Genomic DNA, 13,823 nt, shown 5'->3' with positions numbered 1-13,823 from the left:
CCTCACCCGTGCAATCCGCACTCGGTCTTGCTCTGCCCGGCCCACCGGCCGCTGCGCGCGTCCTGCCCCGGCAGCGGCTTCGCCGTGCACGGCGCGCAGCCGATGGACAGGTAACCCGTGCTCACCAACGGGTTCTCCAGGATCGCGTTCTCGGCGATGAAGCCGTTGAACTCGTCGTCGGACCAGGCCGCGATCGGGTTGACCTTCACCAACCCGTTGCGGTCGTCCCACTGCACGATCGGCGTGTTCGCCCGGGTGGGCGCGTCCACCCGGCGCACCCCGGTCACCCACGCGTCGTAGCGCGACAGCGTCTCCCGCAGCGGCACCACCTTGCGCAGGAAGCAGCACTGGCCGGGGTCGGTCTTGTTCAGCGGCCCGAACTCCGCCTCCTGCTCGGCCACGGACTGCGCGGCCTCGGCGTTCACGATCCGCAGCTCCGGGTAGACCGCCTCCACCGCGTCGCGGGTGCCGATGGTCTCGGCGAAGTGGTAGCCCGTCTGCAGGAACAGCACGTCGATGTCGCGCTTGTGCTGGTAGGCCAGGTGGACCAGCACCGCGTCCTGCATGTTGGAGGCGACGATGAACCGGTCGCCGAACGTCTGCGTGGTCCACGCAAGCGCTTCCGCGGCGCTCGCCCCGGCCAGCTCGTGCTCGGCCCGTTCGGCCAGCGCGCGCAGGTCCTTCGTGTCGGTGGTGGTCACTGACCGGCCTCCTTGCTCAGGTTCAGTCCGAGGAACTCCACCGCGAACACCCGGCGGCACCCGGCGCACAGCCAGGCCGAGCGCGGTTCCTCCTGCGGCCGAAGGTCTTCCTCGCCGCAGTACGGGCAGTGGAACGGGGTTGCCCGCCCGCTCACCTCAGGGCGCCGTCGTCGGCGCGGGCGACCCACTGGGCGAACCGCTCGTCCGGCTCGCGCCCGGCGACGAAGTTGCGCACGACCCGCTCGACGTAGTCGGGCAGCTCGTCGCCGGTCACCTTGTGCCCGCGCAGCTTGCGGCCGAACCCGGTGTCGAGGCCGAGGCCGCCGCCGAGGTGCACCTGGAAGCCCTCGACCTGGTTGCCCGCGTCGTCGGTGACGATCTGGCCCTTGAGGCCGATGTCGGCGGTCTGGATGCGGGCGCAGGAGTTGGGGCAGCCGTTGATGTGCACCGCGAGCGGCGCCAGCGACTGGGTGTCGGTGACGTCCTTGAGCCGGGTCTCCAGCTTGGTCACCAGGTCCAGCGCGCGGCCCTTGGTCTCCACGATCGCCAGCTTGCAGAACTCGATGCCGGTGCAGGCCATCACCCCGCGCCGCCACGGCGAGGGGTCCGTGTGCAGGCCGAGGTCGGCGAGCGCGGCCTGGAGCGCGGGCACCTCGGCCTCGGGCACGTCCAGCACCACCAGCTTCTGCAGCGGGGTGAACCGCACCCGCCGCGACCCGGCCCGCTCGGCCGCCGCCGCGACCTCCAGCAGCGTCGTCCCGGACACCCGGCCCGCGACCGGCGCGGCGCCGACGTAGAACAGGCCGTCCTTCTGCCGGTGCACGCCCACGTGGTCGTACGGGGTGGCGGGGACCTCCGGGGCGGGGCCGTCGATCAGCTTGCGCCCCAGGTACTTCTCCTCCATGACCTCGCGGAACTTCTCCACGCCCCAGTCCTTGACCAGGAACTTGATGCGCGCGCGGTGGCGCAGCCGCCGGTAGCCGTAGTCGCGGAAGACGCCGATGACGGCGCCGTAGACGTCGGCGACCTCGTCCAGCGGCACCCACGCGCCCAGGCGCTGGCCGATCATCGGGTTGGTCGAGAGGCCGCCGCCGACCCAGACGTCGAAGCCGGGGCCGTGCTCGGGGTGGACCACGCCGACGAAGGCGACGTCGTGGATCTCGTGCGCCACGTCCGGCAGCCCGGACACCGCCGACTTGAACTTGCGCGGCAGGTTGGCGAACTCCGGGTTGCCGATGAACCGGCGCTTGATCTCGTCGACGGCCGGGCTGCCGTCGAGCACCTCGGCCTCGGCGATCCCGGCGACCGGTGAGCCCAGGATCACCCGGGGGCTGTCGCCGCAGGCCTCCATGGTGGTCATGCCCGCGCCCTCGAGCCTGGCCCAGATGGTCGGCATGTCCTCGACGCGAATCCAGTGGTACTGGATGTTCTGCCGGTCGGTGATGTCGGCGGTGTCGCGCGCGTAGTCCTTGGACAGCTCGCCGAGGACGCGCAGTTGGTCGGTGGTGACCGCGCCGCCGTCGGTGCGCACGCGCAGCATGAAGTACTCGTCGTCGAGCTCCTCGGGTTCGAGGGTGGCCGTGCGGCCGCCGTCGATCCCGGGCTTGCGCTGGGTGTAGAGGCCGTACCAGCGGAACCGGCCGCGCAGGTCGCCCGGGTCGATGCTGTCGAACCCGTTGTGCGCGTAGATGTTCTCGATCCGCTCGCGCACGTTCAGCGGGTTGTCGTCCCTCTTGGACCGTTCGTTCGGGTTCAGCGGCTCGCGGTAGCCGAGGGCCCATTGGCCCTCACCGCGACGGGTTTGTGCTCGCTTGCCGGCACTGGCCGGCGGTGTGGTGGGAGACACCGGGCTTGTCCTCCGGGTCGGGGCGCGCGCGCCCGCTGACGAATCCCGGTGTGTGCCTGGGATCACGCAGCCTGCGCGCCGACGCCAGCTGAACGCGAACTGGGGCGACGACAGGTCAGGTGGCCCGGCACAGCGCGCTGGACACGCGACGCAGGTCCACGTGGCGGCGGACCACCAGGAAGACCTCAGTCGCTGACATGTCCTCAGCGTGCCACGCGTCCACGGTGTGGTCCACAGCCATCCGCATGCTGGGACGGCGCACGATGTGCTTGCGCCGAGGCGGCCGAAACCGCACGTCGCGCCCTGCGATGATGGGTGTCGTGCCCTCCGCTCCCCCCGACGGCGACCCCGCCCCGCCCGACGGCGCGCTCCCGCCCGCCGCCCTCGCCGGACTGGGCGCCCGGCCCTTCGGCGTCTACGTCCACGTGCCGTTCTGCGCGACCCGCTGCGGCTACTGCGACTTCAACACCTACACCCCCGGTGAGCTGGGGACTTCCGCCTCGCCCGCCTCCTGGATGGAGGGCCTGCGGCGCGAGCTGGAGCTGGCCGCGACGATCTTGGGCAGCCCGCCGCGCGCGGAGACCGTCTTCGTCGGCGGTGGCACACCGTCACTGCTCGGTGCCGCAGGGTTGTCTCAGGTCCTGGACGCGATCCGCGCCACTTTCGGGCTCGCCGACGGCGCGGAGGTCACCACCGAGTCCAATCCGGAGTCCACCTCGCCCGCCTTCTTCGCCGGGCTGCGTGACGCGGGATACACCCGGGTGTCGCTGGGGATGCAGTCCGCCGCCCGGCACGTGCTGACCGTGCTCGACCGCACGCACACCCCCGGCCGCGCCGTCGCCGCCGCCCGCGAGGCGCGCGCCGAGGGCATCGCCCACGTCAACCTCGACCTGATCTACGGCACCCCCGGCGAACGCCCGGAGGACCTCGCGGCGTCGTTGGAGGCGGTGCTGGAGTCCGGTGTCGACCACGTGTCGGCCTACGCGCTGATCGTCGAGGAGGGCACCGCGCTGGCCCGCCGCATCCGCCGCGGCGAGCTGCCCGCCCCGGACGACGACGTGCTGGCCGACCGCTACGAGCAGGTCGACGCGGCCCTGGGGGCCGCGGGCCTGCGCTGGTACGAGGTCTCCAACTGGGCCGCCGACGCGGAGGCCCGCTGCGCGCACAACATGCTCTACTGGCGCGGCGGCGACTGGTGGGGCGCGGGCCCCGGCGCGCACAGCCACGTCGGCGGGGTGCGCTGGTGGAACGCCAAGCACCCGGCCAGGTACGCGGAGCTGCTGGCGGGCGGGCTGTCCCCGGCGCTGGGCCGCGAAGTCCTCACCGCCGACGACCGCCGCGTCGAGCGCGTGCTGCTGGAGCTGAGGCTCGCCGACGGGCTGCCGGTCGCCGCGCTGGACGCGGCCGCGACCGAGGAGGCGAGGGTGGCCGCCGTCGACGGCCTCCTCGACCCCACCGCCCTCGCCGGGGGCCGCTGCGTGCTCACCGACCGGGGCAGGCTGCTCGCCGACGCGGTGGTGCGCAGGCTGACCTGATCCGGCCGGGGCCGGGTGCGGGGGTCCTCAGTGCCTGCCCGCGGCCAGCTTGGTGCCGGACCAGTCGGGCCCGGCGGCGACGGACTTCATCGCGTTGAACCCGGCGGTGTCCGCGGCCTCGGTGATGTCGCCGGGCTCGACGTAGCCGTCCCGGCCCACCTTGGGCGTCAACAGCCACACGGTGCCGCCCTCGACCAGCCGGGAGCCCGCGTCGACCAGGGTGTCGGTCAGGTCGCCGTCGTCCTCGCGGAACCAGAGCAGGACCACGTCGGCCTCCTCGTCGGAGTCCTCGTCGAGCAGTTCCTGCCCGGTCACCTCCTCCACGGAGTCGCGCAGGGCGGCGTCGGTGTCGTCGTCGAAGCCGATCTCCAGGGCCTGCTGGTCCCGGGTGAAGCCCAGGCGTTCGGCCAGGGCGCGTTCGTCGCTCATGGGTCCTTTCTCCTGGACGCGCCGTTCGCGTCCGAGTCGAGGGTAGCCACCGGGCGCGGCCCGGGTGACCACGACGGGCCGATCACACCGGGTCGGCGCTGGAGCGCAGGCCGACGAGCAGCCTGCGGGCGACCTCGGCGTAGTCGGCGCGCAGCGCGGGCCGCTCCGCCGGGTCCGCCTCGGCCAGGCCCAGCCCGGCCGCGCCCAGCGCCCAGAAGGTGACCCGGGTGGCGGGCCCCAGCGGCAGCGGGTCGATCTCCCCGTCCCCGACCAGGTCGCGCAGGATCTCCTCGATCTGGCCGTAGGCGTACTTCTGCTCGGTGGCCTGCCAGGCCCGCCAGCCCAGGGCGACCGGCCCCTCCTGCCAGACGACCCGGCTGTAGACCGGGTCCATGCACCGGTCGAGGAACGCCTCCAGCGCGGCCACCGCCCCCGCCCAGGGCGAGTCGGCGCCCGCGCGGGCGCGCACGATCTGCTCGAACGCCGCGGCGGCCAGTTCCTCCATCACCGCCTCGAACAGGGCCCTCTTGTTGCCGAAGTGGTGGTAGACCGCGCCCCGGGTGGCCCGGATGTCGGCGGCGACGTCCTCCAAGGCCGTCGCGGAGTAGCCCTCGGTGGCGAACCTGGTGGTGGCGGCGGCGATGAGCGCCGCGCGCGTCGCGTCGGAGTACTGCTCCCGCCGACTCTTGACATCCGACATACGCTGAGACCCTACTGACATACACGGTGTATGTGACCAACACAAAGTAGGTGAATTGGTGACCACCGCACTGTTCAACCCGTTCGCCCCCGGTTTCGCGGAGGACCCGTACCCGCACTACCGCGAGCTGCGCGACCAGGACCCGGTCCAGGATCACCCGATGGGGTTCTGGCTGGTGTCGCGGCACAGCGACGTCACCGCCCTGCTGCGGGCCGACCTGTCCGTCGAGCAGCGCAACGTCGTGCCGCACCCGGTGCGCGACGCCATGCGCGAGGCCGCGGGCGGGGTCGACTTCCGCGCGGGCGGCATGTCCATGCTCGACCGCGACCCGCCCGACCACACCCGGCTGCGCGGCCTGGTGCAGAAGGTCTTCACCCCCCGGGCGATCGGCGCCCTGGAACCCCGCATCACCGAACTGGTCGACACCGCCCTGGACGGGCTCGCCGCCGACGGCGGGGGCGACCTGGTCGAGGCGCTGGCCTTCCCGCTGCCGTTCACCGTGATCAACGACATGCTCGGGATGCCGCTCACCGACGCCCCCCGGCTGCGCGAGCTGACCGGCCTGCTGGTGCGCTCGCTGGAACCGATGGCCGACCCCGAGCTGGCCAAGCGCGTCGGCGAGGCCGACCGCGAGCTGTGCGAGCTGACCGCCGAGGCCATCGAGCACAAGCGCGCCCACCCCGGCGACGACCTGCTCACCGCGCTGATCCGGGCCGAGCACGGCGGCTGGGTCCTCAGCCCGGACGAGCTGGTGGCCCAGGTGGTCCTGCTCTACGTCGCGGGCCACGAGACCACCGTCAACCTGATCTCCAACGGCGCCGTCGCCCTCCTGCGCCACCCCGCCCAGCACGCCGCGCTCAAGGCCGACCCCGGGCTGGTCGGCAACGCGGTGGAGGAGATGCTGCGCTACGACAGCCCGGTCCAGTCCAGCAGGCGGGTCACCCTGCGCCCGGCCGAGGTGGGCGGCCGGGAGATCCCCGCGGGCACCTTCGCCATCGCCAGCCTCGCCTCCGCCAACCGCGACGAGCGCTTCTGGGGCCCCGACGCCGACGAGTTCCGCGTGGACCGCCCCAACGCCCGCCACCACGTGTCCTTCGGCGCGGGCCCCCACCACTGCCTGGGCGCGGCCCTGGCCCGCCTGGAGGGCCGGGTGGCCTTCGACCGCCTCGTCCGCCGCTTCCCCGACCTCGCCCTGGCCGGTGACGTCACCTGGAACGGCCGGATCAACCTGCGCGGCGCCACCTCGGTGCCGGTTTCCCCCTGAGCACCTGTCCCGGTCCGGGGCGTTCGCCGGTGGGTCGGATCACCGACCCGGCACCCCCCGGCTCCTGACCGCGTCCTGGTCGGACTGCGGCCAGAGCCCGGTCGCCAACCGCACCAGGTCGGCGACCGGGCGGGAGCGGCTCATCGACGGCCACGCGATCACCGTGGTCACGGGTTGGCCGTCGACGACCGGGACGGTGGCCAGGTCGTGGGTGAAGTCGCTGCGGCAGGACTCCGGGAGCACCACCGCGCCCCGGCCCAGCGCGATCAACTGGTAGAGCTGGGTCAGGTTCCGGATCTCCACGCCGGGGCCGTCGGGGTAGGTCCCGTCGACCCGGGGCCAGCGGGCCAGCGGCAGGTCGGTCCGGGCGTCGATCTCGGACATGTGCAGCCGGGTGCGCCGGGCCAGGGGGTGGGAGGTGGGCAGGACGAGCACCTGGCCCTCGGTCAGCAACGGCTCGACCTCGAAGCCCGCCGTGGCGTCGAAGGGCAGGTGCAGCAGGGCGACGTCGGCCTCGCCGCCGCGCAGCCGGGCCTCCTGCTGGTGGGCGTCGCCGAGGAGGAGGTCGACCGGCACGGAGCCGGGCTCGCCCGCGTAGGCGTCGAGCAGCTTGGCCAGCAGTTCGCCGGTGGTCCCGGCCTTGACCGAGAGCGTGATCCGCGGTTGCTCGGCGGCGGCCTGGCGGGTGCGGCGCTCGGCGGCGGCCAGCGCGCCGAGGATCGGCCTGCTCTCGGCCAGCAGCGCCGCGCCCGCGCCGGTCAGCGCGACCCGGCGGCTGGTGCGCTCCAGCAGCGCGACGCCGAGCCGCTGCTCGAGCCGGGAGATCGCCCGCGACAGCGGTGGCTGGGCGATGCCCAACCGGTCGGCGGCCCGGCCGAAGTGCAGCTCCTCGGCGACGGCGACGAAGTAGCGCAGCTCGCGCGTGTCCACGTCCACGACGATACCCCTGGGGTATCGAAGGCCCACTCCGGCGGTGTTGGTCCGATGACGACCCGTGAGCACGATGGAACGCATGGACGGACAGAAGACCGCGCTGGTCACCGGCGCCAACAAGGGGATCGGGTACGAGATCGCGGCCGGGCTCGGCGCGCGCGGGTTCACCGTCGGTGTCGGCGCGCGGGACACCGGGCGGCGCGAGGAAGCGGTGGCGCGGCTGCGCGCGGCCGGGGTGGACGCGTTCGGCGTGCCGCTGGACGTCACCGACGACGCGTCGGTCACCGCCGCCGCGGCGCTGCTCGCCGAGCGGGGCGGCCTCGACGTGCTGGTCAACAACGCCGCCACCGCCGGGGCGTGGCCCATGCCCGCCACCGCGGCCGACATCGACGTGCTGCGCTCCGGCGTCGAGACCAACGTCTACGGGGTCGTCCGGGTCACCAACGCCGTGCTGCCGCTGCTGCGCCGCTCCCGGTCACCGCGCGTCGTCAACCTGTCGAGCAGCGTCGGCTCGCTGACCTTCCAGGCCACGGGCCGCGAGGACGGCACCGGCCCGGCGGACACCGCCTACTCCCCCACCAAGACCTACCTCAACGCCATCACCCTGCAGTACGTGCGGGAGCTGGCGGGCACCGGCATCCTGATCAACAACGTCTGCCCCGGCTACGTGGCCACCGACCTCAACGGCCACGCGGGTCACCGCACGCCGCGGCAGGGCGCGGCCATCGCCGTGGAGATGGCCACCATCCCCGACGACGGCCCGACCGGGACCTACGTCGACGAGAACGGCCCGATCCCGTGGTGACGACCCCGGGTGCCCGCCCCTGATCCGGCGGCGTCGACCACCCGGCGGCAGCAGGGGAGGGGACAACCCCGAACGCGGGGGCGTCACCTCCCCTGCTCCTCCGACCGGGCGGCCACCGCCCGCCCCCGCCGGGCGAACCACCACGCCAACGCCCCGGCCGGGAAGAACATCGCCACCCCGTACACCGCCGCGGGCACCGCCATCGCCGCGTTGTCCAGCAGCGCCGGGCTCAACGCCACGGTGATCGCCAGCGTGCTGTTGTGCAGCCCGATCTCGAACGCCGACGCGATCGCCTGCGGACGCGCCACCCCCGCCAGCAGCGGCACCGCGTACCCGATGGCCAGGCTCACCAGGCACAGCAGCACCACGACCACCCCGACCGAGCGCAGGTAGCCGCCCACGTTGCCCCGGTCGGCGAACACCGCGGCCAGGATCACCCCGACCAGCACCACCACCGACGCCACCTTCACCGGCCCGCGCGCCCGCGCCGCGAACCCCGGGAAGCGCCGGTTCACCACCATCCCGATCGCCACCGGCACCAGGACCAGCGCGAACACCTGCAACGTCTTCGCCGGTTGCAGGCCGATCGCGCTGTCGGCGCCGAGGAACCCCGCGATCGACAGGTTCACCACCAGCGGCAGCGTCACCACGGCCAGCACCGAGTTCACCGCCGTCAGCGTGACGTTGAGCGCCACGTCGCCGCCCGCCAGGTGGCTGAAGATGTTCGCCGTCGTCCCGCCCGGTGACGCCGCCAGCAGCATCAGCCCCACCGCGAGTTCCGGTGCCAGGTCGAAGGCCACCGCCAGCCCCAGGGCCAGCGCCGGGAGCAGCAGGACCTGCACCGCCAGCGCCAGCAGCGCGGCCCTGGGCACCCGCGCCACCCTGGCGAAGTCGGCCAACGACAGCGACAGCCCCAGGCCCAGCATCACCACCGCCAGGGCGATCGGGAGGAACACCGTGGTCAGCGTCGACGAGGCCATGGCGGGGATGATCCAGACACAACGGGCGGCCGCGCAAGGTGCCCGGCGCGGTGGTCCTGATCGCGCTTGGGCCAACCGACTCCACCACGACCCCGCCCGCCTCCGTAAACTCGAACCGACACGCACCGGACGCACGAGGGAGGTGGCGGGTGGTCAGCTCGGACGAGCGGCGCTTCGAGGTGCTGCGGGCCATCGTCGCCGACTACGTGCAGCACCAGGAACCGGTGGCCTCCAAGGCCATCGTCGACCGGCACAACCTGGGCGTGTCCAGCGCGACGGTGCGCAACGACATGGCCTCCCTGGAGGAGGACGGCTACATCACCCAGCCGCACACCAGTGCGGGCCGCATCCCCACCGACAAGGGCTACCGGCTCTTCGTCGACCGGCTCAGCGAGGTCAAGCCGCTGACGTCGGCCGAGCGCAAGGCCATCCAGAGCTTCCTCGAGGGCGCGATCGACCTCGACGACGTGATGCGGCGCAGCGTGCGGCTGCTGGCCCAGCTCACCCGCCAGGTCGCGGTGATCCAGTACCCGACGCTGACCACCTCCACGGTGCGCCACGTCGAACTGGTGACGATCACCCCGGCCCGGCTGATGCTGGTGCTGATCACCGACAGCGGCCGGGTCGACCAGCGCATGGTCGACCTGGGCGACGTGGTCACCGACGAGTCGGTGGCCCGGCTGCGCGCCCTGGTCAACTCCGCGCTGGCCGGGCGCAAGCTCACCGACGCCGCGGCCAAGGTCGCCGAGCTGCCCGAGGGGGCGCCGAAGGAGCTGCGCGACGCGGTCGTGCGGATCGCCACCGTGCTCGTCGAATCGCTCGTCGAGCACCCGGAGGAACGGCTCGTGCTCGGCGGGACGGCCAACCTGACCCGCAACGCCGCGGACTTCCCCAACTCGCTGCGCCAGGTGCTGGAGGCCCTGGAGGAACAGGTGGTCGTGCTCAAGCTGCTGGCCGCGACCGCCGACCCCGGCACCATCACGGTGCGCATCGGCGAGGAGAACGAGGCCGCGGAGATGCGCAGCACCTCGGTGGTGTCCATCGGCTACGGCACCAGGGCCACCCTGCTCGGCGGCATGGGCGTGGTGGGGCCGACGAGGATGGACTACCCCTCGAACATCGCCGCGGTGCGCGCCGTGGCCAACTACGTCGGCGAGATCCTCGGCCAGTAAGAGGACCGCGGGCATTCGACTGATTATCGACTGATTACTGCGACGGTGACCCCGGATCGGCCGGGGCAGGAGGACTGGACACGGTGGCGAGGGACTACTACGGCACGCTCGGGGTGCGCCAGGACGCGGGCGCCGACGAGATCAAGCGCGCCTACCGCAAGCTCGCGCGCGAGCTGCACCCGGACGTCAACCCGGACGAGGCGGCGCAGACGCGGTTCCGCGAGGTCACCGCGGCCTACGAGGTCCTGTCCGACCCGCAGAAGCGCAAGATCGTCGACATGGGCGGCGACCCGCTGGGCAACGGCGGCGGGGGCGGCGGGCGCGACCCGTTCGGCGGCGGCGGCTTCGGGCTGGGCGACATCATGGACGCCTTCTTCGGCGCGGCGGGCGGCCCCGGTGGCGGTGGGCGCGGCCCGCGCAGCCGGGTGCAGCCGGGTTCGGACGCGCTGCTGCGCATCCAGATGACGCTGGAGGAGTGCTTCTCCGGCATCAGCCGCGAGATCACCGTGGACACCGCGATCCTGTGCGACCTGTGCCGCGGCTCCGGCTGCGTCGCGGGCACCTCCCCGGTCACCTGCGACACCTGCGGCGGGCGCGGCGAGGTGCAGTCGGTGCAGCGGTCGTTCCTCGGCCAGGTCGTCACCGCGCGCGCCTGCCCCACCTGCCGCGGCCTCGGCGAGACCATCCCCGAGCCGTGCACCCAGTGCGCCGGTGAGGGCCGGGTCCGCTCGCGGCGCACCATCACCGTCAAGATCCCGGCCGGGGTCGCCGACGGGATGCGGGTGCGGCTGTCCGGGCAGGGCGAGGTCGGCCCCGGCGGCGGCCCGGCCGGTGACCTCTACGTCGAGGTCGAGGAGCTGGCGCACAACACCTTCGAGCGCGACGGCGCCCACCTGCACTGCACGCTGCGCGTCCCGATGACCACCGCGGCCTTGGGCGCGTCGCTGCCGCTGGACACCCTCGACGGGGTCGTCGACCTCGACCTGGACCCGGGCACCCAGTCCGACACCGAACTGGTCATGCCCGGCCGCGGCCTGCCCCGGCTGCGCTCCACCGGCCGCGTCGACGGCCGCGGCGACCTGCACGTGCACATCGAGGTCGAGGTCCCCACCCGCCTCGACGCCCGGCAGACCGAGCTGCTGCGCGAGCTGGCGACCCTGCGCGGCGAGGAGGAGCACACCCTGGCCTCGGCGAACGGGCGGGGCGGCGGTCTGTTCTCCAAGTTCCGCGGCCGCCGGTGACCCTCGCGCTGTTCCTGGTCGACGCGCTGCCCGCGGCGGACGCGCACACCCTCGACGGCCCCGAGGGCAGGCACGCCGCCGCCGTCCGCAGGCTGCGGGCGGGGGAGTCGCTGCTGCTCACCGACGGCGCGGGCGCCGTGGCCCGCTGCACCGTGGTGGCGGCGGGCCGCGACACCCTGGACCTGGCCGTGCAGGAGCGCTGGACCGAACCGCAACCCAGCCCGCGCGTGGTCGTCGTGCAGGCCCTGCCCAAGGGCGACCGCGGCGAACTGGCGGTCGAGCTGGCCACCGAGGCGGGCGCCGACGCCATCGTCCCGTGGCGGGCCACCCGCTGCGTCACCAAGTGGGAGGACGGCCCGCGCGGGGCGAAGGCCCTGGAGCGCTGGCGCAAGACCGCCCGCGAGGCCGCCAAGCAGGCCCGCCGCCCGTGGGTCCCGCCGGTGCGCGAGCCGGTCGCGCTGCGCGGGCTCCTGGCCCTGGTCGGCTCCAGCGCGCTGACCCTGGTGCTGGAGGCGGGCCTGTCCACCCGCCTGGCCGACGTGGAGCTGCCGGACTCGGGTGACGTGGTGCTGGTCGTCGGCCCCGAGGGCGGCATCACCCCGGACGAGTTGGACGCGCTGTCGGCGGTGGGTGCCCGACCGGTCCGCCTGGGCCCGTCGGTCCTGCGCACCTCCACCGCCGCCGCGGTCACCCTCGGCGCCCTGGGCGTGCGCACCGGCCGCTGGGGTTGACGGCGGAAATCCACAACGCGGCGGTCTGCCCGGAGATCTCTGTTACGCGGAGGCGGTGACCGGCGATGCGCGGGGTGACGTAGACACCTGGGGGTAGTCCATGCGGTTCCGCCATGCCCTGATCGCCCTCGCGGCCGCCCTGGCCGCGGGGTGTTCCACGACCGTCGCGGGCACCGCCGTCCCCGTCGACCGCGACCCGCTCGCGGGCAGCACGTTCTTCGGCGACCAGAGGACGGTCGACTGGTGCTCGCTGGTCTCCCTCGACCCGATCAAGAAGTACGGGGTGCCCGAACGGCCGTCGAACGAGGGCTTCGACAACTGCTACGTCTACGTCACCACCGACGCCGAGCACGGGTTCGGCCTGTCGGTCGGCGCCCCGGACGACGTCTACCCCGAGGACGGCACCTTCGACGTCCGGAAGTTGCCCAGCGGGCTCCAGGTGACCACCGTGCTCGACGAGGACGACTTCTGCCGCAAGCTGCTTCGGCTCAGCGACGGGGTGCGGGTGCAGGTCATGGCCGCGGCACTGGTGGGCGACCCGGCCACCGACATCTGCGACCCGGTGGACGCCGTGCTGGCCGGGCTCGCCGAGCGCGTCACCTCCGGGCAGGTCGCCCGGCACCACCGGGTCCCCACCGCGACCCTGCGCACCGCCGACGCCTGCGCCGCCACCCCGGAGGAGACCGCCACCGGGGTGCCCGGCCTCGCCCGGGTGGAGGCGGCGTCGGTCCCGCTGGCCCACCTGTGCGTGTGGGAGGACACCGGGCGCACCCAGGGACCGCTGCTGATCGTCTCCCTCGACCTGGAGTTCGGCCTGGGCGACGACCCCGAGTTGCGCCGGGAGCAGGTCGATGGGCAGGAGGTGTTCCTCGTCGAGGACGCCGAGGAGGGCTTTTGCACGGCGATCGCGGTGGTGCGGCCGGTGCCGGGGGCCGCCGACGAGGCCGAGGTCGTCGAGGCGTTCCTGGACCCGGGCGCGGCCGGGTCGGCGAGCACCTGCGCGGACGCCGCGCGGGTGGCCCTGGCGACCAGGAAGGCCCTCCTGGGGTGACCGATAGTCTGCCGCGCATGAGTGCCGACTGCCTGTTCTGCAAGATCATCGCCGGTGAGGTGCCCTCCACGGAGGTCTACTCCGATGACAGCGTCTACGCCTTCCGCGACATCAACCCGCAGGCCCGGGTGCACGTGCTGGTCGTGCCCCGGGCCCACCACGAGGACGCCGAGGAACTGGCCACCACCGACCCGGTGCTGCTCTCGGAGGTGCTGCGGGCCGGTGCCGAGGTCGCCAGGGTGGAGGGGATCGACCGGTCGGGTTTCCGGTTCGTCTTCAACACCGGCGACGACGCCTGCCGCACCGTCTTCCACGCCCACCTGCACGTCCTCGGCGGTGAACAACTCGCCGGGTTCGGGCGCTAGGCCGTGCTTCGAAAGTCCGTGTTCGCGATAGCCGCGCCGAGGCGGCCCCTGGCGGCACGGGACGAGGACA

At 73.5% G+C, this 13,823-nt stretch carries 16 protein-coding genes; 8 read left to right on the top strand and 8 right to left on the bottom strand.

The annotated features are described in order from the left end of the window. Positions 1-2: 2 nt before the first annotated feature. From UO65_RS22345 to UO65_RS38715, 4 genes are all read right to left on the bottom strand, one after another. Positions 3-701 carry a phosphoadenylyl-sulfate reductase gene (locus UO65_RS22345; protein WP_035285990.1) on the bottom strand — a complete coding sequence of 233 codons (699 nt, stop codon included), beginning with the start codon at positions 699-701 and terminating at the stop codon, positions 3-5. Further along, positions 698-856 (bottom strand): hypothetical protein, encoded by a 159-nt coding sequence (locus tag UO65_RS22340; protein WP_035285988.1) that lies wholly within the window; start codon positions 854-856, stop codon positions 698-700. The genes UO65_RS22345 and UO65_RS22340 overlap by 4 nt, the downstream gene beginning before the upstream one ends. After that, positions 853-2,547 (bottom strand): nitrite/sulfite reductase, encoded by a 1,695-nt coding sequence (locus UO65_RS22335; protein WP_035285986.1) that lies wholly within the window; start codon positions 2,545-2,547, stop codon positions 853-855. The genes UO65_RS22340 and UO65_RS22335 overlap by 4 nt, the downstream gene beginning before the upstream one ends. A gap of 115 nt (positions 2,548-2,662) precedes the next feature. Further along, positions 2,663-2,788 carry a putative leader peptide gene (locus tag UO65_RS38715; RefSeq protein WP_267880610.1) on the bottom strand — a complete coding sequence of 42 codons (126 nt, stop codon included), beginning with the start codon at positions 2,786-2,788 and terminating at the stop codon, positions 2,663-2,665. Between the two features lie 79 nt (positions 2,789-2,867). On the opposite strand from UO65_RS38715, the gene hemW reads away from it, so the two are divergent. After that, positions 2,868-4,082 (top strand): radical SAM family heme chaperone HemW, encoded by a 1,215-nt coding sequence (gene hemW, locus UO65_RS22325; RefSeq protein ID WP_233427797.1) that lies wholly within the window; start codon positions 2,868-2,870, stop codon positions 4,080-4,082. 27 nt (positions 4,083-4,109) lie between these two features. Here the strand turns inward: hemW and UO65_RS22320 are convergent, their stop codons facing one another. Together UO65_RS22320 and UO65_RS22315 are read right to left on the bottom strand one after the other, a co-directional pair. Then, a complete protein-coding gene (locus UO65_RS22320) occupies positions 4,110-4,511 on the bottom strand; it encodes a DUF3052 domain-containing protein (RefSeq protein ID WP_035285982.1) in 402 nt (133 codons plus the stop codon). 82 nt (positions 4,512-4,593) lie between these two features. Then, positions 4,594-5,211, bottom strand: a complete 618-nt coding sequence (locus tag UO65_RS22315) for a TetR/AcrR family transcriptional regulator (RefSeq protein ID WP_035285980.1) — start codon at positions 5,209-5,211, stop codon at positions 4,594-4,596. Between the two features lie 58 nt (positions 5,212-5,269). Here UO65_RS22315 and UO65_RS22310 point away from each other — a divergent pair, with 58 nt between their 5' ends. After that, complete coding sequence (locus tag UO65_RS22310; protein WP_233427796.1) at positions 5,270-6,475, top strand: cytochrome P450; 1,206 nt, start codon at positions 5,270-5,272, stop codon at positions 6,473-6,475. Positions 6,476-6,514: 39 nt separating this feature from the next. On the opposite strand, the gene UO65_RS22305 is transcribed toward UO65_RS22310, so the two are convergent. Next, positions 6,515-7,405, bottom strand: coding sequence for a LysR family transcriptional regulator (locus UO65_RS22305; protein WP_035286056.1), 891 nt, complete (start codon positions 7,403-7,405; stop codon positions 6,515-6,517). A gap of 82 nt (positions 7,406-7,487) precedes the next feature. Here UO65_RS22305 and UO65_RS22300 point away from each other — a divergent pair, with 82 nt between their 5' ends. Then, the gene (locus tag UO65_RS22300; protein ID WP_035285976.1) at positions 7,488-8,213 is read left to right on the top strand and encodes an SDR family oxidoreductase; all 726 of its coding nucleotides are present in this window, start codon (positions 7,488-7,490) and stop codon (positions 8,211-8,213) included. 83 nt (positions 8,214-8,296) lie between these two features. On the opposite strand, the gene UO65_RS22295 is transcribed toward UO65_RS22300, so the two are convergent. Continuing rightward, on the bottom strand, positions 8,297-9,193 hold the full coding sequence (locus tag UO65_RS22295) for a bile acid:sodium symporter family protein (protein WP_052021577.1): 897 nt from the start codon (positions 9,191-9,193) through the stop codon (positions 8,297-8,299). A 149-nt stretch (positions 9,194-9,342) separates the two neighbouring features. Between UO65_RS22295 and hrcA the strand changes: the two genes are divergently transcribed. From hrcA to UO65_RS22270, 5 genes are all read left to right on the top strand, one after another. Next, positions 9,343-10,365 carry a heat-inducible transcriptional repressor HrcA gene (gene hrcA, locus UO65_RS22290; protein ID WP_035285974.1) on the top strand — a complete coding sequence of 341 codons (1,023 nt, stop codon included), beginning with the start codon at positions 9,343-9,345 and terminating at the stop codon, positions 10,363-10,365. Between the two features lie 83 nt (positions 10,366-10,448). Further along, complete coding sequence (dnaJ, locus tag UO65_RS22285; RefSeq protein WP_035285972.1) at positions 10,449-11,606, top strand: molecular chaperone DnaJ; 1,158 nt, start codon at positions 10,449-10,451, stop codon at positions 11,604-11,606. After that, positions 11,603-12,337, top strand: coding sequence for a 16S rRNA (uracil(1498)-N(3))-methyltransferase (locus UO65_RS22280; RefSeq protein ID WP_035285970.1), 735 nt, complete (start codon positions 11,603-11,605; stop codon positions 12,335-12,337). The genes dnaJ and UO65_RS22280 overlap by 4 nt, the downstream gene beginning before the upstream one ends. Positions 12,338-12,437: 100 nt before the next feature. Beyond that, positions 12,438-13,388 carry a hypothetical protein gene (locus UO65_RS36900; protein ID WP_035285968.1) on the top strand — a complete coding sequence of 317 codons (951 nt, stop codon included), beginning with the start codon at positions 12,438-12,440 and terminating at the stop codon, positions 13,386-13,388. Positions 13,389-13,405: 17 nt separating this feature from the next. Continuing rightward, on the top strand, positions 13,406-13,753 hold the full coding sequence (locus UO65_RS22270) for a histidine triad nucleotide-binding protein (protein WP_035285966.1): 348 nt from the start codon (positions 13,406-13,408) through the stop codon (positions 13,751-13,753). Positions 13,754-13,823 lie beyond the last annotated feature (70 nt).

The sequence above is a fragment of the Actinokineospora spheciospongiae genome (assembly GCF_000564855.1).
Classification (GTDB): domain Bacteria; phylum Actinomycetota; class Actinomycetes; order Mycobacteriales; family Pseudonocardiaceae; genus Actinokineospora; species Actinokineospora spheciospongiae.
The sequence above is the reverse complement of the archived record's forward strand: the minus strand, read 5'-3'. Positions and strand labels throughout refer to the sequence as shown.

Excerpts from the sequence above, each read along its gene's own strand:
- UO65_RS22295 (WP_052021577.1), bottom strand. The coding sequence starts at position 9,193 with ATGGCCTCGTCGACGCTGACCACGGTGTTCCTCCCGATCGCCCTGGCG.
- UO65_RS22315 (WP_035285980.1), bottom strand. The coding sequence starts at position 5,211 with ATGTCGGATGTCAAGAGTCGGCGGGAGCAGTACTCCGACGCGACGCGC.
- UO65_RS22300 (WP_035285976.1), top strand. The coding sequence starts at position 7,488 with ATGGACGGACAGAAGACCGCGCTGGTCACCGGCGCCAACAAGGGGATC.
- UO65_RS22320 (WP_035285982.1), bottom strand. The coding sequence starts at position 4,511 with ATGAGCGACGAACGCGCCCTGGCCGAACGCCTGGGCTTCACCCGGGAC.
- UO65_RS38715 (WP_267880610.1), bottom strand. The coding sequence starts at position 2,788 with ATGGCTGTGGACCACACCGTGGACGCGTGGCACGCTGAGGACATGTCA.
- UO65_RS36900 (WP_035285968.1), top strand. The coding sequence starts at position 12,438 with ATGCGGTTCCGCCATGCCCTGATCGCCCTCGCGGCCGCCCTGGCCGCG.
- UO65_RS22270 (WP_035285966.1), top strand. The coding sequence starts at position 13,406 with ATGAGTGCCGACTGCCTGTTCTGCAAGATCATCGCCGGTGAGGTGCCC.